Annotated in this window: 15 protein-coding genes; 10 read left to right on the top strand and 5 right to left on the bottom strand. The window is 58.8% G+C overall.

Translation table 11 applies throughout. From position 1 onward, the window contains the following. Positions 1-63 precede the first annotated feature (63 nt). The 9 genes from ACZYSM_RS21730 (at position 64) to ACZYSM_RS21690 (ending at position 10,423) form a co-directional block, all read left to right on the top strand. The gene (locus ACZYSM_RS21730) at positions 64-1,761 is read left to right on the top strand and encodes a flavin monoamine oxidase family protein (protein WP_489074441.1); all 1,698 of its coding nucleotides are present in this window, start codon (positions 64-66) and stop codon (positions 1,759-1,761) included. 13 nt (positions 1,762-1,774) lie between these two features. Next, positions 1,775-2,569 carry a carbon-nitrogen hydrolase family protein gene (locus ACZYSM_RS21725; protein ID WP_489074439.1) on the top strand — a complete coding sequence of 265 codons (795 nt, stop codon included), beginning with the start codon at positions 1,775-1,777 and terminating at the stop codon, positions 2,567-2,569. 48 nt (positions 2,570-2,617) lie between these two features. Next, a complete protein-coding gene (gene pqqF, locus ACZYSM_RS21720; protein WP_489074437.1) occupies positions 2,618-5,071 on the top strand; it encodes a pyrroloquinoline quinone biosynthesis protein PqqF in 2,454 nt (817 codons plus the stop codon). A gap of 176 nt (positions 5,072-5,247) precedes the next feature. Further along, positions 5,248-5,322, top strand: a complete 75-nt coding sequence (gene pqqA, locus ACZYSM_RS21715; protein ID WP_009045898.1) for a pyrroloquinoline quinone precursor peptide PqqA — start codon at positions 5,248-5,250, stop codon at positions 5,320-5,322. A gap of 85 nt (positions 5,323-5,407) precedes the next feature. Continuing rightward, a complete protein-coding gene (gene pqqB / locus ACZYSM_RS21710) occupies positions 5,408-6,319 on the top strand; it encodes a pyrroloquinoline quinone biosynthesis protein PqqB (RefSeq protein ID WP_489074435.1) in 912 nt (303 codons plus the stop codon). A gap of 137 nt (positions 6,320-6,456) precedes the next feature. Then, positions 6,457-7,209 (top strand): pyrroloquinoline-quinone synthase PqqC, encoded by a 753-nt coding sequence (pqqC, locus tag ACZYSM_RS21705; RefSeq protein ID WP_489074433.1) that lies wholly within the window; start codon positions 6,457-6,459, stop codon positions 7,207-7,209. Then, entirely contained in the window at positions 7,206-7,481 is a 276-nt protein-coding gene (gene pqqD, locus ACZYSM_RS21700; protein ID WP_489074431.1) for a pyrroloquinoline quinone biosynthesis peptide chaperone PqqD, read from the top strand. The genes pqqC and pqqD overlap by 4 nt, the downstream gene beginning before the upstream one ends. Before the next feature lie 13 nt (positions 7,482-7,494). Beyond that, on the top strand, positions 7,495-8,625 hold the full coding sequence (pqqE, locus tag ACZYSM_RS21695; protein ID WP_489074540.1) for a pyrroloquinoline quinone biosynthesis protein PqqE: 1,131 nt from the start codon (positions 7,495-7,497) through the stop codon (positions 8,623-8,625). Next, positions 8,591-10,423 (top strand): S9 family peptidase, encoded by a 1,833-nt coding sequence (locus tag ACZYSM_RS21690; RefSeq protein WP_489074429.1) that lies wholly within the window; start codon positions 8,591-8,593, stop codon positions 10,421-10,423. Before pqqE ends, ACZYSM_RS21690 begins: the two co-directional genes overlap by 35 nt. Before the next feature lie 357 nt (positions 10,424-10,780). Here ACZYSM_RS21690 and ACZYSM_RS21685 read toward each other — a convergent pair whose 3' ends face one another. Both ACZYSM_RS21685 and ACZYSM_RS21680 read right to left on the bottom strand, forming a co-directional pair. Continuing rightward, a complete protein-coding gene (locus tag ACZYSM_RS21685; protein WP_489074427.1) occupies positions 10,781-12,064 on the bottom strand; it encodes an aspartate aminotransferase family protein in 1,284 nt (427 codons plus the stop codon). After that, positions 12,061-12,759, bottom strand: a complete 699-nt coding sequence (locus ACZYSM_RS21680) for an MOSC domain-containing protein (protein WP_489074425.1) — start codon at positions 12,757-12,759, stop codon at positions 12,061-12,063. The genes ACZYSM_RS21685 and ACZYSM_RS21680 overlap by 4 nt, the downstream gene beginning before the upstream one ends. 101 nt (positions 12,760-12,860) lie before the next feature. Here ACZYSM_RS21680 and ACZYSM_RS21675 point away from each other — a divergent pair, with 101 nt between their 5' ends. After that, positions 12,861-13,790, top strand: coding sequence for a LysR family transcriptional regulator (locus tag ACZYSM_RS21675; RefSeq protein WP_489074423.1), 930 nt, complete (start codon positions 12,861-12,863; stop codon positions 13,788-13,790). Positions 13,791-14,028: 238 nt separating this feature from the next. Here the strand turns inward: ACZYSM_RS21675 and ACZYSM_RS21670 are convergent, their stop codons facing one another. From ACZYSM_RS21670 to ACZYSM_RS21660, 3 genes are all read right to left on the bottom strand, one after another. Continuing rightward, on the bottom strand, positions 14,029-15,807 hold the full coding sequence (locus ACZYSM_RS21670; RefSeq protein WP_489074421.1) for an acyl-CoA dehydrogenase C-terminal domain-containing protein: 1,779 nt from the start codon (positions 15,805-15,807) through the stop codon (positions 14,029-14,031). Positions 15,808-16,055: 248 nt separating this feature from the next. Then, positions 16,056-17,852, bottom strand: a complete 1,797-nt coding sequence (locus ACZYSM_RS21665; protein WP_489074419.1) for an acyl-CoA dehydrogenase C-terminal domain-containing protein — start codon at positions 17,850-17,852, stop codon at positions 16,056-16,058. Between the two features lie 89 nt (positions 17,853-17,941). Beyond that, positions 17,942-19,231 carry a GGDEF domain-containing protein gene (locus tag ACZYSM_RS21660; RefSeq protein ID WP_489074417.1) on the bottom strand — a complete coding sequence of 430 codons (1,290 nt, stop codon included), beginning with the start codon at positions 19,229-19,231 and terminating at the stop codon, positions 17,942-17,944. Between the last annotated feature and the right edge of the window lie 394 nt (positions 19,232-19,625).

Raw genomic sequence — 19,625 nt, 5'->3', positions numbered from 1 at the left:
TCTTTTCCTACTTCCAAACTCACAGCGGCCACCACACCGCGCGAGTCGCCAGCAAGGTCAACCATGAACAAGAATAATCGCCATCCTGCAGACGGTAAAAAACCGGTCACTATTTTCGGTCCGGACTTTCCTTTCGCCTTCGATGACTGGATTGAGCATCCGGCCGGTCTGGGCAGTATTCCAGTGACAAACCACGGTGCTGAAGTAGCAATCGTCGGTGCCGGGATCGCCGGGCTGGTGGCGGCTTACGAGCTGATGAAGCTGGGTCTGAAACCGGTGGTGTACGAAGCCTCGAAGATGGGCGGTCGTTTGCGCTCACAGGCTTTCGAAGGCGCCGAAGGGATCATTGCCGAGTTAGGCGGTATGCGCTTCCCGGTGTCGTCCACCGCGTTCTACCACTATGTCGACAAGCTCGGACTGGAAACCAAACCGTTCCCCAATCCGCTGACGCCTGCCTCGGGCAGCACAGTGATCGACCTCGAAGGCCAGACCCACTACGCACAGAAACTCACCGATTTGCCGGCGCTGTTTCAGGAAGTCGCCGACGCCTGGGCTGATGCGCTGGAGGACGGCTCGCGCTTCGGCGAGATCCAGCAAGCGATCCGCGACCGCGATGTGCCACGCCTCAAAGAGCTGTGGAACACCCTCGTCCCGCTATGGGATGACCGCACATTCTATGACTTCGTCGCCACCTCAAAAGCCTTCGCCAAGTTGTCGTTCCATCACCGCGAAGTGTTTGGCCAGGTTGGCTTCGGTACCGGTGGCTGGGATTCGGACTTCCCCAACTCGATGCTGGAAATTTTCCGCGTCGTCATGACCAATTGCGACGACCACCAACACCTGGTAGTCGGCGGCGTCGAGCAAGTGCCGCTGGGCATCTGGCGCCACGTACCCGAGCGTTGTGCTCACTGGCCAGAAGGCACCAGCCTGAGTTCGCTGCACAGTGGCGCACCGCGTACTGGGGTGAAACGCATTGCGCACGCTGCCGATGGTCGCTTCAGCGTCACCGATAACTGGGACGACACCCGCGAATATGCCGCCGTACTGACCACCTGCCAGAGCTGGTTGCTGACCACCCAGATCGAGTGCGACGAGTCGCTGTTCTCGCAGAAGATGTGGATGGCTCTGGACCGCACCCGCTATATGCAGTCCTCGAAGACCTTCGTCATGGTCGACCGGCCGTTCTGGAAGGACAAAGACCCGGAAACCGGTCGCGACCTGATGAGCATGACCCTCACCGATCGCCTGACTCGTGGCACGTACTTGTTTGAAAACGGCAAGTACGACAACGGTGACGACAAGCCGGGCGTCATTTGCCTGTCCTACTCGTGGATGAGCGACGCACTGAAAATGCTCCCGCAACCAATCGAGAAACGCGTGAAGCTGGCGCTCGATGCACTGAAGAAGATCTACCCAAAAGTCGACATCGCAGCGCGCATCATCGGCGATCCGATCACCGTGTCCTGGGAAGCCGATCCGCATTTCCTCGGTGCCTTCAAAGGTGCGCTGCCGGGTCACTATCGCTACAACCAGCGGATGTATGCGCACTTCATGCAGGAAGACATGCCTGCCGAGCAGCGTGGGATCTTTATCGCTGGCGACGATGTTTCATGGACGCCAGCATGGGTTGAAGGCGCGGTTCAGACTTCGCTGAATGCCGTGTGGGGCATCATGAAACACTTCGGCGGCGAAACTCATGCGCAGAACCCTGGCCCAGGCGATGTGTTCCACGAAATCGGTCCGATTGCCCTGCCCGAATGATAGGACGTTCGATATGCGCGTAGCCCTTTACCAATGCCCGCCGCTGCCACTGGATGTCGCGGGCAATCTGCACCGCCTGCAAAAACTGGCGATGGAAGCCAAGGACGCTGATTTGCTGGTGTTGCCGGAGATGTTTCTGACCGGTTACAACATCGGCGTCGAAGCGGTAGGCGCGTTGGCCGAGGCGCGGGACGGTGCGTCGGCGCAACACATTGCGAGCATCGCCAAGACTTCGGGTGTCGCCATTCTCTATGGCTACCCGGAGCGGGCCGATGACGGGCAGATTTACAACGCCGTGCAGTTGATCGACGCCAAGGGCGAAAGTCTGTGTAACTACCGCAAGACTCACTTGTACGGTGAGCTCGATCACTCGATGTTCAGCGTCGGCCCGGATGAGTTTCCACTGGTGGAATTGAACGGCTGGAAGCTCGGCTTTTTAATTTGCTACGACCTCGAATTCCCGGAAAACGCCCGGCGTCTGGCCCTGGCCGGTGCCGAGCTGATTCTGGTACCGACGGCGAACATGGTGCCGTATGACTTTATCGCCGACGTCACAGTGCGTGCCCGCGCCTTCGAAAACCAGTGTTATGTGGCCTACGCCAACTACTGCGGCCATGAAGGTGACATCCACTATTGCGGCCAAAGCAGCATTGCCGCGCCAGATGGCACTCGTATCGCCCAGGCTGGACTGGATGAGGCGCTGATTGTCGGAACGCTGGATCGGCAGTTGATGCTCAAATCCCGCATGGCCAATCGCTATTTTTTTGATCGCCGACCCGAGCTTTATGGTGACCTGAGCAACCGCTGATCGGACATTATCCGCTAGCATAAGCACATCTCTGTTCTGGAAGTGCTCATGTCCGCGCTGAACCACCCCCACCATCACATTGGAACCCTGGCCAACGGGCTGCGGGTTTCACTGCGTCACGCACCACGTTTGAAGCGTTGCGCGGCTGCTTTGCGAGTTGCCGCTGGCAGTCACGACGTATCACTCGCCTGGCCTGGGCTGGCGCACTTCCTCGAACATCTTTTCTTTCTCGGTACTGAGCGTTTTCCCGCAGACCAAGGGTTGATGGCCTACGTGCATCGTCATGGCGGGCAGGTGAATGCGCGGACCAACGAGCGCACCACGGACTTCTTCTTCGAGCTCCCCACTCAGGCATTTAATGGCGGGCTCGAGCGTTTGAGTGACATGCTTGCTCATCCGCGTCTGGACCAGAACGACCAGCTGCGCGAACGGGAAGTGCTGCACGCCGAATTTATCGCCTGGTCTCGGGATGCGTCGGCGCAGCAACAGTTCAGCCTGTTCGATAGCCTTTCGGCGGCGCATCCGCTGCGGGCCTTTCATGCGGGGAATCGCTATAGCCTGCCGGTGCCGCAGCCAGCGTTCCAACAGGCATTGGGCGAGTTCTATCAGCGTTTCTATCAGACCGGGCAAATGACCTTGAGCCTGGCCGGGCCGCAGTCTATTGCCGAGTTGAAGGCGCTGGCGGAAGGGTTCAGCGCAGCCCTCGCCACCGGGCAGCCGATAATGCAGAGCATGCCGCCCGCACTGATGGATACCGTCGACAGCCGTTTTCAACAGGCAGGCGAATGCCGTCTGAACCTACTGTTTGCCTGTGAGCAATTGCCCAACGCATCAGCTGAGGCACTGGGTTTTCTGTGCACCTGGTTACGTTCTTCAAAACCCGGCGGCTTGCTCGCCGAGTTACAACGTCGCCAACTGGTCGACACCCTTAAAGCCGCGCCGCTCTACCAGTTCGCCGGGCAAGCGTTGTTGAACATTGAATTCACTCTCACTGCCAACGGGTCGAAACAGCATCCGTTGATCCGCGAGCTGTTTTTCGACTGGCTGAACTTTTTCAGTGCGAACGGCGATTGGCCTCAATTGCGTGAGGAATATGCCTTGCTGCAACAACGCAAACAGCAGGTCAGTGGCGCAATGGAGTTTGCCCGATTGGACGGTGAGCAATTGGCGTCGGGGTTGTCCGAACACGGTGTCGTCGCACTCAAAGCACTCTTGAAGCAGATGCAACCTAAGCCTGTAGATAAACCAGCAGGCGCATGGCAACTGCCGCCACCCAACCCCTTTCTGCGCCAAGTCACTGAACCCGCTCGGGCCGGATTGATTCGCGGGCAAACCAGTGCTCACCGTGGCCTGCGGACCTTTGCTCAGGATCGCTCGCGCAGCCGCCGCGACAGTTCGAACATGCTTTTCAGCAAGGAGCTTGCGGACGATACCGGTGAAGGCGCGATCTATCTGCGCTGGCGTCTGGATTCTGCAGTGCAGGCCAGCCTTCAGCCGAAACTGGAAAGCAGCCTGAAAACCCTGCAAGAAGATGCCCGCCAGGCGGGTATCGATTTTTCCTTCAGCGCACTGGGCAATGAATGGCTGTTGAAGATGACCGGCATTCATGAGCCGATGCCGGCGATTCTCGAACAAGCGTTGCAACGTCTGACAATGCCTGACGCCGACTTCTGGCAAGAGCAGAGCGCGCCAACCAAGACCGCCCCGCTGATCCCTATTCGACAATTGCTGAAAGTGTTGCCCGAACATTGCCTGGGATACTCCCAGCTGCCGGCGCAGCAGCCTGTCAGCGACACCGATCTGCAACACCTTTGGTCGACCGCTCGCTGGGATGGATTGGCGCTCGGTCTGTCGGCCTCCTCACAGACTGCAATGGCCGGCGTGCTGAACCGAATGCCAGGCATCCCCGACAACCAGGTTTCACTTGCACTATCGATTCGCTCACAACATCTGTGGAGCGAGGTACCAACCGACTCCAGCGAACACGCGCTGCTGCTGTTTTGCCCGACCCCCATCCAGGACATTGCCAACGAAGCCGCCTGGCGTTTACTCGCGCAGCTTTGCCAGTCACCGTTCTACCAGCGCCTGCGGGTTGAGTTACAACTGGGTTATGCGGTGTTCAGCGGGGTGCGGCAAATCAATGGGCAAACCGGGATGCTGTTCGGCGTTCAGTCGCCAAACGCTTCATTGCGAGACCTCCTGGAACACATCGAAATCTTCCTTCAGCGGATGCCAGAACTAATCTTGGGGATCGATGATTCGTCTTTTATTAACCAGTGCCAGACCCTTGCCGCACAATTTGACAGCGGCGCCCTACCCGTCGCCCAAGCAGCCGAACTGCTCTGGCAAGGCAAACTGGCCGGCCATCCATCGGATTACCTGGTGCAGTTGAAAGAGGCGACTCTGACACTGGACCGGCAATCAGCACTGGACGCGGCTCAACGCCTGAGCCAGGCCGAAGGCGGTTGGCGGTGCCTGGCCAGCCGCGGCTGCCACGACTAGCCTTGGCAAGTGGCAAAATGATCATTACCTGGGTTGCAATTAGCTTTCTTCTAGAATGGAGGTCAACGCCTGCGGGAATTTAGTAAGATAGCCACCTAAGCATCTGAACATCTCCCGCGGGAGGTGGACTACATGTATAGGTATCAACCGTCCCACCTACCTGAAGGAGCAACTCTATGTCCTGGTCCAAACCTGCTTACACCGACCTGCGTATCGGCTTTGAAGTCACCATGTACTTCGCAAGCCGTTAATTTACGCCGTTAAATCAGTTGTGCAGCGCAACGCCTCGGCCAGCCGGGGCGTTTTTATTTTCAGCTTTTGTGTGAGGGAGCGGCCATGTTTGTCCAGATTCTAGGTTCCGCCGCCGGCGGTGGTTTCCCGCAGTGGAACTGCAACTGCGTGAACTGCGCAGGTTTTCGCGACGGCAGCCTGAGAGCTGAGGCGCGTACCCAGTCGTCCATCGCGATTTCCGATGATGGCGTGAACTGGGTGCTGTGCAATGCCTCGCCGGACATCCGTGCGCAACTGCAGAACTTTGCCCCGATGCAACCAGGCCGCGCACTGCGCGATACCGGGATCAGCGCGATCATCCTGATGGACAGCCAGATCGATCACACCACTGGCCTGCTCAGCCTGCGCGAAGGCTGCCCGCATCAGGTCTGGTGCACCGACATGGTCCATGAAGACCTGAGCACTGGCTTCCCGCTGTTCACTATGCTCACCCACTGGAATGGCGGACTGAGCTGGAATCGCATCGAACTCGAAGGCACGTTCACCATCCCGGCCTGCCCGAACCTGCGCTTCACCCCATTGCCACTGCGCAGTGCTGCCCCGCCCTACTCGCCACACCGCTTCGATCCGCACCCCGGCGACAACATCGGGTTGATCGTCGAAGACCTGCGCACCGGTGGCAAGCTGTTCTACGCGCCAGGCCTGGGCAAGGTCGACGCACCGCTGCTGGAAATCATGGCCGGCAGTGATTGCCTGCTGGTGGACGGCACGATGTGGGACGACGACGAAATGCAGCGCCGTGGCGTCGGCACCCGCACCGGCCGGGAAATGGGCCATCTGGCACAAAACGGCCCCGGTGGCATGCTGGAAGTGCTTGAACAGTTGCCCAAGCAGCGCAAAGTGCTTATCCACATCAACAACACCAACCCAATCCTCGATGAAGACTCGGTCGAACGTGCCGAACTTCTACGACGAAATGTCGAGGTGGCTTACGACGGAATGAGTATTGAGCTGTAGCAGAGATCGTCTCACGATCCCCTGTGGGATCGCCGCACCGCCGCTCCCACATTAGGCTCGCTTCGTTTTACAGACCGCGATGATGGCGGCTTACCCAGACGACATAAAATTCCACGGTTGTTCCCCGGAGAACCGAAATGACTGACACACCGCTGTCTCCCGCCGAGTTCGAACAGGCGCTGCGCGCCAAGGGCGCCTACTACCATATCTATCACCCCTACCATGTGGCGATGTATGAAGGCCGGGCGACCCGCGAGCAGATTCAGGGCTGGGTCGCCAATCGCTTCTACTATCAGGTGAACATCCCGCTCAAGGACGCCGCGATTCTGGCCAATTGCCCGGATCGGGAAGTGCGCCGCGAGTGGATTCAGCGTTTGCTCGATCACGACGGCGCGCCCGGTGAAGACGGCGGTATCGAAGCCTGGCTGCGTCTGGGCCAAGCGGTCGGCCTGGACCCGGATCAGTTGCGTTCCCAGGAACTGGTTTTGCCAGGCGTGCGCTTCGCCGTGGATGCCTACGTCAACTTCGCTCGCCGAGCCCGTTGGCAAGAAGCCGCCAGCAGCTCACTGACTGAACTGTTCGCTCCGCAAATCCACCAATCGCGACTCGACAGCTGGCCACAGCATTACCCGTGGATCGACCCGACCGGTTATGAGTATTTCCGCACACGCCTGGGTCAGGCTCGACGTGATGTGGAACACGGTATGGCGATTACTCTGCAGCACTACACCACGCGGGAAGGCCAGGAGCGCATGCTGGAAATTCTCCAGTTCAAACTGGACATTCTTTGGAGCATGCTCGATGCCATGAGCATGGCCTATGAACTGAACCGCCCGCCATATCACAGCGTGACTGAGCAACGAGTCTGGCATAAGGGAATCACCCTATGAGTTTCGATCGCAGCAGAACCCCGAGCTGGCGGACCGGCTATCGTTACCAGTACGAACCGGCGCAAAAAGGCCATGTGCTGCTATACCCCGAAGGCATGATCAAACTCAACGAAAGTGCCGCGCTGATTGGCGGCCTGATTGACGGTGAGCGTGACGTCGCGGCAATCATTGCCGAACTGGACGCCAAGTTCCCCGGCGTACCCGAGCTCGGTGAAGACATCGAGCAATTCATGGAGGTCGCCCGTGCTGAGCACTGGATCGAACTTGTCTGAGCAGGCGCAGCCGATGCCACCCAAGCCTGAGATAGGCCTGCCGCTGTGGCTATTGGCCGAGCTGACTTATCGCTGCCCGCTGCAATGTCCCTATTGCTCAAACCCGCTGGATTTCGCCGAGCAGGGTAAGGAGCTGAGCACCGAACAATGGATTAAGGTGTTCCGCGAAGCGCGGGAGATGGGCGCGGCTCAACTGGGCTTTTCCGGCGGTGAACCGCTGGTGCGTCAGGACTTGGCCGAGCTGATCGGTGAAGCACGCAAACTTGGTTTCTACACCAACCTGATCACCTCGGGCATCGGCCTCACCGAGCAGAAAATCAGCGACTTCAAGAAAGCCGGTCTGGACCATATCCAGATCAGCTTCCAGGCCAGCGACGAACAGGTGAACAACCTGCTGGCCGGTTCGAAAAAAGCCTTCGCACAAAAACTCGAAATGGCCCGAGCGGTGAAAGCCCACGGCTATCCAATGGTGCTGAACTTCGTCACCCATCGGCACAACATCGACAAAATCGACCGCATCATCGAGTTGTGTATTGCGCTGGAGGCTGACTTTGTTGAGCTTGCCACCTGCCAGTTTTACGGCTGGGCGCAGCTCAATCGCGTAGGCCTGTTGCCAACCAAAGAGCAACTGATTCGCGCCGAGCGCATCACCAATGAATACCGCGCAAAACTTGCAGCCGAAGGGCATCCGTGCAAGCTGATTTTCGTCACCCCGGACTATTACGAAGAACGCCCCAAAGCCTGCATGAACGGCTGGGGCAGCATCTTTCTCACCGTTACTCCGGACGGTACCGCCCTGCCGTGCCACGGCGCGCGGCAAATGCCCGTGCAGTTTCCGAATGTGCGCGATCACAGCATGCAACACATCTGGTACGACTCGTTCGGCTTCAACCGCTTTCGCGGCTACGACTGGATGCCCGAGCCGTGCCGCTCCTGCGATGAAAAGGAAAAGGACTTCGGCGGCTGCCGCTGCCAGGCCTTCATGCTCACCGGTGACGCCAGCAACGCCGACCCGGTGTGCAGCAAGTCAGAACATCACGGCGTGATTCTTCAGGCCCGCGAAGAAGCCGAGCACGCTACCCAGACCATCGAGCAACTGGCCTTTCGAAATGAACGAAACTCACGCCTCATCGTTAAAGGCTGAACCCTTCAGCGCCGCCAAAGCCGTTGCCGCCGGTATCGACTTCGCTGAGTTGCGGGGCGGCCTGCACGGCCTGTTCTGGAATGAATACCGCCCCGAAGACGCTGCCTGCCGTATCTGGCACTGGCACGATGGCCAGGCCCACTGCCTGACGCCGTCGGGGTTCAGCGTGCGCAGTCGGGTCTATGAATATGGCGGCGGGTCGTTCTGTCTGAGCGATGACGGGCTGGTGTTCGTCAACGAAGCGGACCAACAGCTTTATCGGCAATCGCTGCAAGGTGAGACGCCCCAGGCGTTGACCCAAGGCGAGTGCCGTTATGGCGATCTGCAGTTCGCTGCCGGGCAGGTTCTAGCGGTCGAGGAAAACCACAATCAGCATCGACTGGTCGCCATCGATGTCGCCAGTGGCCAGCGTCAATTACTGGTTGAAGGTGCGGATTTCTATGCCGCGCCGACCCTGAGTCCAAACGGTCAGCGGCTGGCGTGGATCGAATGGAGTCGCCCGCATCAACCGTGGACATCGACACGCTTAATGGTAGCCAAGCGTCAGGCTGACAGCGGCTGGGGTCAGCCGCGCTGTGTAGCCGGTGATGGTGCAGAAGAATCCCTGCAACAGCCGCGCTTTGATGACTCGGGTCAGCTGTATTGCCTGACGGATCGCGCAGGGTTCTGGCAGCCATGGGTCGAATCCGAATCAGGTTTGAATCCGCTGCCCAGCGCTGAAGTGGATCACGCACCCGCGCCTTGGCAACTGGGTGGCAGCACCTGGCTGCCGCTGGGCGAAGGCGCTTACCTGGCGAGCTGGACCGAGGATGGTTTTGGCCGACTCGGGCTGTGCCGGGGCGATGGTTCGCTCGAGGATTTCACCGGCGACTACAGCCGCTTCCGAAATCTGGCACTGGATGAGCAGTTTGTTTACTGCATTGCTGCATCACCGATCAGTCCAGCGGCAGTGGTCGCCATCAACCGCGACACTCATGAGGTCAAGGTCTTGGCTGGCGGCGTTGTGCCGTTGCCCGCCGAACAGATCAGCTGTCCGCAAACCTTGCGCTACCCAAGCGGCAAGGGAGAAGCCCATGGCTTTTTCTATCCCGCCATGAACGGCGCCACTAAACCACCTCTGGTGGTATTTATCCACGGCGGCCCGACCTCCGCCTGCTACCCGATGCTCGATCCCCGCCTCCAGTACTGGACGCAACGGGGCTTCGCCGTCGCCGATCTCAACTATCGCGGCAGCAGCGGCTACGGTCGTGCCTATCGACAGGCGTTGCATTTGAGTTGGGGTGCTGTGGATGTCGAGGACGCTTGCTCGGTCGTCGCCTATCTCGCCGGGCAAGGGCTGATCGACGGCGAAAAAGCCTTCATCCGAGGTGGTAGTGCAGGGGGTTACACCACCCTGTGTGCACTGGCGTTTCAGAATGTATTTCGTGCTGGCGCCAGTCTGTACGGGGTCAGCGATCCGCTCGCCCTGGCTCGCACCACCCACAAATTCGAGAGCGATTACCTGGACTGGCTGATCGGCGACCCCGAACAGGACGCCGAACGCTACAACGCCCGCACGCCAGTACTGCACGCAAGCAACATTCGCGTGCCGGTGATTTTCTTCCAGGGTGAACTCGACGCCGTCGTCGTGCCGCAACAGACCCGCGACATGCTCAAGGCCTTGCAGGACAACGGCATCCCGGCCGAAGCGTACTACTACCCCGACGAACGCCACGGCTTTCGCAAGGCGAGCAATCAGGCCCATGCGCTAGAGCAGGAATGGTTGTTTTATCGAAGGGTGATGGAGCTGATGGACTGACAAATGCGATCAGTCAGTCAAACGGAGGCGCCTCATTCGCGGGCAAGCCTCGCTCCTACAGGTGATTGCGTACTCTTATAGGAGCGAGGCTTGCCCGCGATGGCTATCTAACAGCCAACGCAGATCTCAACGCTTGGCAATGATGATGCGGATAAAGTCCATGAGTCAGCTCCTGATGAAAATCGGCTCGTGTAAGCCATACAACTGATCGACCTATTGCGCCAGGCAGGGTTCAGTCCAATTCCAGCCACAAGCCATGGACCGTCGACAAAAAAACGCCCCATGCCAAAAGAATCAGGCATGAGGCGATGCGTTATACCGCGAGACGGTTCGGGAATTAGAGAGGGAGCAGATCGATCAGACCGCCACACCTTTTCGGCATTGCAGTTGCGCGGTGCGAACACGGGAAAAGGCGCGGGCCAGCCGTAGAAGCATTTCGTCGATGTTGGCCTTGCTGACGGTCAGGGCCGGGGTGAAGCGCAGGCAATTGGCTTGTGGTGCGCTCAACAGCAGGCCTTCGTAAAGCGCTGCCTTGACCACCGCGTCCGCCGAATCATCGGCCAGGGTAAGCCCCCAAAGCAGACCTTGTCCGCGTAACTCGCCCTGTCCATAGCGGTTGACCAAACGAGCGAGGCCTTCGCGCAGGTATTGCCCGGTTTCCCGTACTTGCGCGAGAAAGCCGTTCTCCAGAACGCTGTCGAGCACTGCCAGACCGGCCGCGGTCATCAAGGCATTGCCGTGATGGGTGCCGTCCAGCTCGCCGATGTCGAAACAACAGGCCTTGCCTCGAGCCAACAGCGCCGCCAGCGGTACACCGCCGCCGAGGCCCTTGCCGAGGGTGACGATATCGGCGCGCACACCGTAAACCTGCTCGGCCAACAGCGTGCCGCAGCGGCCAATACCGGTTTGCACTTCATCAAGAATCAGCAGGATCCCCAGCTCACGACACAGACGTTCGACGCCTTTGAGGTAATGCTCGGTGGCCGGAATTACTCCGGCTTCGCCCTGGATCGGCTCCAGCATGATCGCCACGGTCTGCGCATCCACAGCGGCATGCAGCGCTGGCAAGTCATTGAACGGAACGTGGTTGAAACCTGGCAACTGCGGTTCGAAGCGGTTCTCGAGATTTGCGCCACCAGACGCTGACAGCGCACCGAAGCTGCGGCCGTGGCAACCGTGGCTGGCGGTGATGATTCGGTAGGCGCCGCCGCGGTGCAGTTGACCCCATTTGCGCACCAGTTTGATCGCCGCCTCACAGGCTTCGCTGCCGCTGTTGAGAAAGTACGCCTGATCGCTGCCGGTGCTCTGGCACAAACGCTCGGCCAAATTGAGCTGACCGCGATGATGCAGGCCTGCGCCCGGATTGATCAGCGTCTGAGCCTGGCTGGCAATGGCATTCACCAACACTGAAGGGCTGTGGCCAAGACTATTGGCCGCACCGCCTTGAGTGAAATCCAGGTAGGCGCGGTCTTCGCTGTCCCACAGCCAGGAACCCTGGCCACGAACAAAAATCTGCTGGGGCCGTTCGACACTGGGCATCAGGCGCTCGCTGGAAAAGTTGTCACGCCTCGATGACCAACGCTGGTCTGCCATCAGGTCATCGAGGCTGGGGGGATTGCGACGTAAGTTGAACAAATTCATGCCCGCAGGCCCTCAAGCGGTAGGCCGAGCAAACGTGAGGACCAGTCTTCGACCTGACCGGTGCGCATGCGTTTGATCGCGATATCGCGCCAGCGTGAGGACAGCGCCGGGCAATCCACCAGTTTCTTCAAGCCTGCGTGCTCCAGAGGCTCCTGATAAAAACTGCGCAAGGCCCAGGCCACGGTCAGCCCTGGGTAGCTGCGCTGAATCAGCTCGAACGGCTGATCGGCGCTGACGAAGCCCGGTTTGAGCACCCGATAGAACCAGCCGCAGCGACCTGTGTCCTGTGCTTGTTGCGGCAGGTCCTGCAAACCCCAGCGATGGCTCAAGCGATAACACGACGAACGCGGCTGGCTTATCTGCAGCAGAGCGCCACCCCAACGGAACATGTCGCCCAGACACACCTGATCTTCCGTCAGGCCAAGGGTCGAGAGGTTTTCGCCGAAAGCCGGCGCACACCAGCCGATCTGTGGATAACGTTTACGCCAGTAGGCGTAGTGCTCGGCCGGGTAATGATGCAGAGCGCGTTCTGGGCCGGTGTGGAAACGCGGGTCACCGTGCTCGTCGCTGCCCAAGCCTTGCGGCCACAACCAAAGTCGATTTGCAACCGGGTGCTTATCCGTATCGCTGATCAAACCCTGTCCGAGGTTTTTTGCCTTGCCTATGTAAACACCATCAACATAAACGGTATTCATCGCGCTCTCTGGCCCTATAAGCCTTGTGAATACGGTTAGACTAGGCTTGTGCATGGCCCGGGGCCATTTCGATTTTCCAGCTTTTTCGATAAGAATTACTTATGGATTTTAAGCAGCTGCGTTATTTCGTCGCGGTGTATGAAGAGGGTCACGTGGGGCGGGCCGCAGAGCGCCTGTCGATCTCCCAACCAGCGCTCTCGCAACAGATTCGCCATCTGGAACAGAACCTCGACGTCAGCCTGTTCGAACGCAGCAGCAAACGCCTGTTACCAACCCTTGCCGCTCACACCTTGTACAACCACGCCCTGCCCTTGCTCGACGGCATGCAGCGGGCCCGTGAGGCCTTGGGCAACTTCAAGGGACAGGCGCTGCGAACCCTGGCCATCGGCGTGCTACAGACCGTCCATACCAGCCTGGTGCCGCAGATGCTGGAGCGGGTACGCAAAGCGCAACCGCACCTGGTGGTGCAGATCTATGAGCTGACAGGACTGGAAATCGAAAAACGCTTGCTCAACGGTTCGCTGGACATCGGCATCAGCTATCTACCGCCGCGTCAGCCGGGGCTGCATGGCGTGCTGTTGTATGAAGATGAACTGACCCTGGTCATCCCAGCCGAGCATCCGCTGCGCGAATTCAAGAAAGTCTCAATGAGCCAGGCTGCAGAGTTGCCGATGTTGTTGCTCGGAGAAGAGTTCCAGGTACGACAGATTTGGCAGGCGCAATTGGCCAATCTCGGACGACGCCCGCAGGTGCAGGCAGAGTTGAACAATATGGCGGGGATTCTCGACAGCCTGCCTCACACAAAACTGGCCACCGTATTGCCTGGCCGCTCCCAGCAGGAACACGGCAACAAGGCGTTGCTATGGAAACCGTTGAGTGAGCCGCGGGTGCCGTTGAAGGTCGGTCTGGTGTGTCGCGATGTGCAGCGTCAACAAGCCACGCTGGCGTTACTGCGTAATCTGCTGGAAGACGTAATGAATGGCCCGGACGGGCGGATGGCGAACCCGGCAACCCTGGATGTGCTGGGCTGAGAAACAAGGAAACAAAAAATGCAGGCAAAAGAAAACCCCGCCGAAGCGGGGCTTTGCAGACTGTTTCCCTGACATCCATTTCACTCCGCCGTCCTGGCAGAATCCTACGTGTCCATGTTGTTGCTTTGCGCTTCCTGCGCTACGTCCATGTGAAGTAGATTAGCTCTGGATCCAATCTGATGATATGGGAGAAAGGCAGTACGCCATGTAAGAGAATGCTTACATGACGTTACACTCGTCAGAACTGCGCCGCGTCCAGCAGAAACAGCGATTCACTGCCCGCCTTGACCGAGGCGCTCAGCGAGTGAATCCGCGGCAACAGCCGGGCGAAGTAGAAGCGCGCCGTGCCCAGTTTGCTGGCGTAGAAGTCGTCCTGCGCTTCTTTACCGAATGCCGCTTTGGCCATCAATACCCACATGTAGGCGTAGGCCATGTAGCCGAATGCCTGGAGATATTCGACCGACGCTGCACCAATCTCGTTTGGATTGCTTTTCGCGCGGTCAAGCAGCCAGGCCGTCAGCTCGTCGAGGGTGTCCACAGCATCGTTCAACGGATTGGTGAACTCGGCCAGATCTGCGCTAGCGGCCGCGGTGAAATGGCGAATCTCGTCAGCGAACAATGTGTAGTAAGCCCCGCCGGTACCGACAATCTTGCGCCCCACCAGGTCCAGCGCCTGAATGCCGTTGGTACCTTCGTAAATCTGGGTAATCCGCACGTCACGAACCAATTGCTCCTGGCCCCACTCGCGGATATAGCCGTGGCCGCCGAAAACCTGCTGGCCATGCACGGTGGTTTCCAGACCCAGGTCGGTGAGGAATGCTTTGGCGACCGGCGTCAACAAGGCCACCAGGTCATCCGCGCGCTTGCGGGTCGTGGCGTCTTCGCTAAACTTGGCGGTGTCCAGTTGCATCGCCACGTAAGTTGAAAACGCACGGCCGCCTTCGTTCGAGGCCTTCATGGTCAGCAACATGCGACGCACGTCAGGGTGGACGATGATCGGGTCGGCGACTTTATCTTTGGCTTGTGGACCGGTTGGCGAGCGGCTTTGCAGCCGATCACGGGCGTACTCGACCGCGTTCTGATAGGACCGCTCGCCAGACGCCAGGCCTTGAATGCCGACGCCCAGACGCTCGTAGTTCATCATGGTGAACATCGCCGCGAGGCCTTTGTTCGGCTCGCCGACGATGTAACCCACCGCCTCATCGAAATTCATCACGCAGGTGGCGGAAGCCTGGATACCCATCTTGTGTTCGATCGAGCCACAGGTCACCGGATTGCGCTCACCGAGGCTGCCATCGGCATTGACCATGAACTTCGGCACCAGGAACAGCGAGATACCTTTAGGCCCGGCCGGTGCGTCCGGCAGCTTGGCCAGCACCAGATGGATAATGTTTTCGGTCAGGTCGTGCTCACCGCCAGTGATGAAGATCTTGGTCCCGCTGACCTTGTAGGAACCGTCGGCTTGCGGGTCGGCCTTGGTGCGGATAATCCCCAGATCGGTCCCGGCGTGAGGTTCGGTCAGGCACATGGAGCCGGCCCAGACGCCGGCGTACATGTTTGGCAAATAAGTAGCTTTCAACTCGTCGCTGGCGTGGGCGTTGATCGATACACAGGCGCCAGACGTCAGCATCGGATACAGACCGAAAGCCAGACTGGACGAGTTGATCATTTCCTCAACCTGGGCCGAGACCGCCTTCGGCATGCCCATGCCACCGTAGGCAGGATCGCCACCGACACCGACCCACCCCCCTTCAGCGTAGGTCTGATAAGCCTGTGGGAAACCTTGTGGCGTGGTGACCACACCGTCGCTCCAATGGCAGCCTTCTTCGTCGGCGCTACGGCTCAACGGGGCGATACTTTTGCTAGTGACTTTGCCGGCCTCTTCGAGAATAGCCTCGACAGTTTCAGCATCGACTGTGTCCGCCAGGGCAGGCAGCTCGGCCCAGAGTTTGGCGACCTCGAAAACTTCATTGAGGACGAAGCGCATATCGCGCAGGGGCGCTTTGTAGTCAGCCATGGCAAACCTCGTGAGAACTTAACAAGTGATTCGTAGGATCGGGTTTATTCTAGACCCCGAGTGTAACCGAACAACTTTTAAGACACATAGGGTCAGCTAGTGACCGTTTTGTAATTTTTAGTCACTACGACTGGGCGTTATATTTTCGCTGTCTGTGCGGATGTCTCGCGGGCAAGCCTCACTCCTACAGGTCCGTACAATCCGTAGGAGCGAGGCTTGCCCGCGATAGCGCTTTCCCGGCTTTACCGTCAAAGCGCGAATAACTCCGCTGGCAACTTCATCAAGCAATCACTCCCCGCCTCCACCGCAGCCCGATGGGCGGTCGTGCGTGGCAACAACCGCTTGAAGTAGAACTCGCACGTTGCCAGTTTGCCTTGGCAATAATCCGCATCGCCGCTGCCCGCCTCCAGTTGTGCCTGAGCCACCAGCGCCATACGCAACCACAGGTACGCGAGGATGATGTAACCGCTGTACATCAGGTAATCCAGGGCGGCGGCGCCGACTTCATCCGGGTTCTTCATGGCCGCCATGCCGACCTTGGTGGTCAGCTCGCCCCACTGCTGGTTCAAGTCGTTGAGTTGCGCGATATAGCCTTTGAGCTGTGGATGCTCGGCATTGGCGGCGCAAAACTTATGGACGATTTTGGTGAAGCCACGCAGTAGTTTGCCCTGACTGCCGAGGACCTTACGCCCGAGCAAGTCCAGTGCCTGAATGCCGTTGGTGCCCTCGTAGATCGGCGCGATCCGGCAATCCCTTACCAATTGCTCCATGCCCCACTCACGAATAAAGCCATGGCCGCCGAACACCTGCATGCCGTGGTTGGTCACCTCCAAACCGGTCTCGGTCATGAAGGCTTTGCAGATCGGCGTCAGGAAGGCCAGCAGGTCTTCGGCGTCCTGACGCCGGGTTCCGTCTGCGCTTAAATGAGCGACATCCAGCCATTGTGCAGTGAAGTAGGTCAACGCCCGATTGCCTTCGTTAAAGGCTTTCATGGTCAGCAACATTCGCCGCACATCGGGATGGACGATGATCGGATCAGCGGCTTTCTCTGGCGCTTTCGGGCCAGTCAACGAGCGCATTTGCAGGCGGTCGTTCGCGTATTTGATCGCGCCCTGAAAGCTCGCTTCGCCCAGACACAAACCCTGCATCCCAGTACCGAGCCGCGCGTGGTTCATCATGGTGAACATACAGTTCAGGCCTTTGTTGGCCTCACCGATCAGGAAGCCTTTGGCGCCATCAAAGTTCAGCACGCAGGTAGCCGACGCCTTGATGCCCATTTTGTGTTCGATGGAGCCACAACTCACAGCATTGCGTTTGCCGGCTTCGCCTTCAGCATTGGGTAAAAATTTCGGCACGATAAACAGCGAAATACCCTTGGTTCCGGCCGGCGCGTCCGGCAGTTTGGCCAGCACCAGATGAATGATGTTGTCACTCATGTCGTGTTCGCCGGCCGAGATGAAAATCTTGCTTCCAGAGACCGCATAACTACCATCGGCCTGCGGCACGGCGCGCGTCTTGATAATGCCAAGGTCAGTGCCGCAATGGGCTTCGGTCAGGCACATGGTGCCGGTCCACTGGCCAGCGGTCAGTTTGCTCAGGTAGGTCTGTTTCTGCTCCTCGGTACCGTGGGCGTGAATCGCCGACATCGCGCCGTGAGTCAGGCCGGGATACATACCCCAGGAAGTATTGCTGGAGCCAACCATCTCGCTGATCACCAGCCCTAACGAAAGCGGCAAACCTTGACCGCCATAGGTCGGGTCCGCGGCCAAGCCGTGCCAGCCGCCTTCAACGTATTGCGCAAAAGCCTGCTTGAAACCGGCGGGTGTCGTGACTACGCCATTGTCGAAATGGCAGCCCTCTTCATCGCCAGAACGGTTCAACGGCGCCAGCACGTTTTCGCAAAATTTCGAGCCTTCTTCGAGAATGGCATTGACCATGTCCGGGCTGGCATCAGTGGCCCCAAGCACGGCGTAGGTGGCGTGAAAGTCGAAGACATGGTCGATCAGAAAGCGCATGTCGCGCAGGGGAGATTTGTACTCGGGCATGGTCGTTTCTCCGGCGGCAGATAACCCAACCTACTGCGCAGGCCCGACCCGGACAATCACAGTCCAGATGCTGAATGCGCCATCATCACTCAACCCGCAGCGGCGTCCATCCGCACCGCGCCACGACGGTTTTGACCGAACGCCATGACGCAATTACGTCCCGCACCCTTGGCGCTGTAGAGCGCCTGATCCGCCGATTTGAGCACTTCTTCCGGCGTTCGTTGCTCAACCCGTTCGGCCACCCCGATGCTGACCGTTACCGAAACGCTGGACGCAGCGCTGCCGGCTCGCCGCTGCCGCCCCTGCTGATCGTCCTGCGGGCGGCTGTCCTGGTTGCGCAAATGAATATTGTAAGTAGCAATGGATTCGCGGATGACTTCAAGGTGCGGCATGCACTCTTCCAGAGTATTGCCGGCAAACACCAGAGCGAACTCCTCACCACCGTAGCGATAGGCTCGCCCACCGCCGCTGATCTTCGACAGCTTGCTGGCCACCAGACGCAGCACCTGGTCACCGACGTCGTGACCATGGGTGTCGTTGAATTTTTTGAAGTGATCGACGTCGCACATCGCCAGCACGTAATTGCGGCCCAGGCGCTGCAAGCGTTCGTTCAACGCGCGGCGTCCGGGCAGGCCGGTCAGTTCGTCGCGGAATGCCATTTGATAGGCTTCGTGGGCAACTGCAGCGGCGATGATCAACATCACCTGACTGCACATGACGTTCAGCGTGAATGGCAGGATGAATGTCTTGGGCAGCATCCAGAACAGCCCGAGCAAACCCACCAGTTGTGCCGCATGCAAAGGCCGAGGGTTGCGCCAGTACTGCGCAGCCAGCAGCACAAACGAGGCGAAGAACACCGGGTAGGACAGCTGGATCAAGCTCATCCACGAACCGTGCAATGCTGGCCAGCGGATCTCCGCCAACCAGGCCAGCAACGCATGTGGATAACTTTGCTCAAAGCCCAGCGCAACACTGCCGAACGCCAGCAACACCGCGAAACGCGCCACCATGTCCTGAAACAAATGAGTGCGCTCCTGCCAGGCGGCGAACAATCCATACAGCAAGGGCAGCAGCAGGCAGCAGAGATGGAACACCACCGCAGCGTCTTCACGGACTTTTCCGTTGTCGCGGTAATAGTCGGTCTGGGTGTCGAGCAGAAAGTAGGCGATGTACACCGTGACCATCAGAAACAGTTCACGTTGGCGTCGGTAAACCGTGCAGTAAGCACCGCCGAGCAATAGCACCAAGGTCGGTAGCACGTTGAACAGGGAGGTGAAGAAAACGTTCAGCTCCTTGACGTAGGCAGCCGCAAGCCCCGCAAGCAACAACAGTAATGAGGGCAAAAAATGACTGAAACGTGCAGCGGAAGAACGCGGCAAGGGTAAAGCTCCAACCCGGCAAATCAATAGATGGCATTGTGCCTGCACTGCACGCAGTTAAGCACTCACATTGTGATCTGGATCACGATGCCCTCTCTTTAACGGCAGAAAAGGCAATCATCTGAGTAATTTGGTCGGTTTTTTTAGAAGGCTTACGCGGTCCTTGCAGGAGCCGGGCTTGCCCGCGAAACAGGCTCTGCGGTTAGTCAGATGCACCGCGTCACGGCTTTCGCGGGCAAGCCACGCTCCCACAGGAATTTGCAGTGCATCGAGTAGGAGGCGGGGTCACCCCCGCCGTCCTCTCACACCACCGTACGTACGGTTCCGTATACGGCGGTTCAAGCTATGCGGCTAAGCCGGTTTATCGTATCCAGTATTGAGACCAGCCCCAGCC

The organism is Pseudomonas sp. F220 (assembly GCF_057813935.1).
Note: the sequence above shows the minus strand (reverse complement) of the source record. Positions and strands in the feature narration are given on the sequence as shown.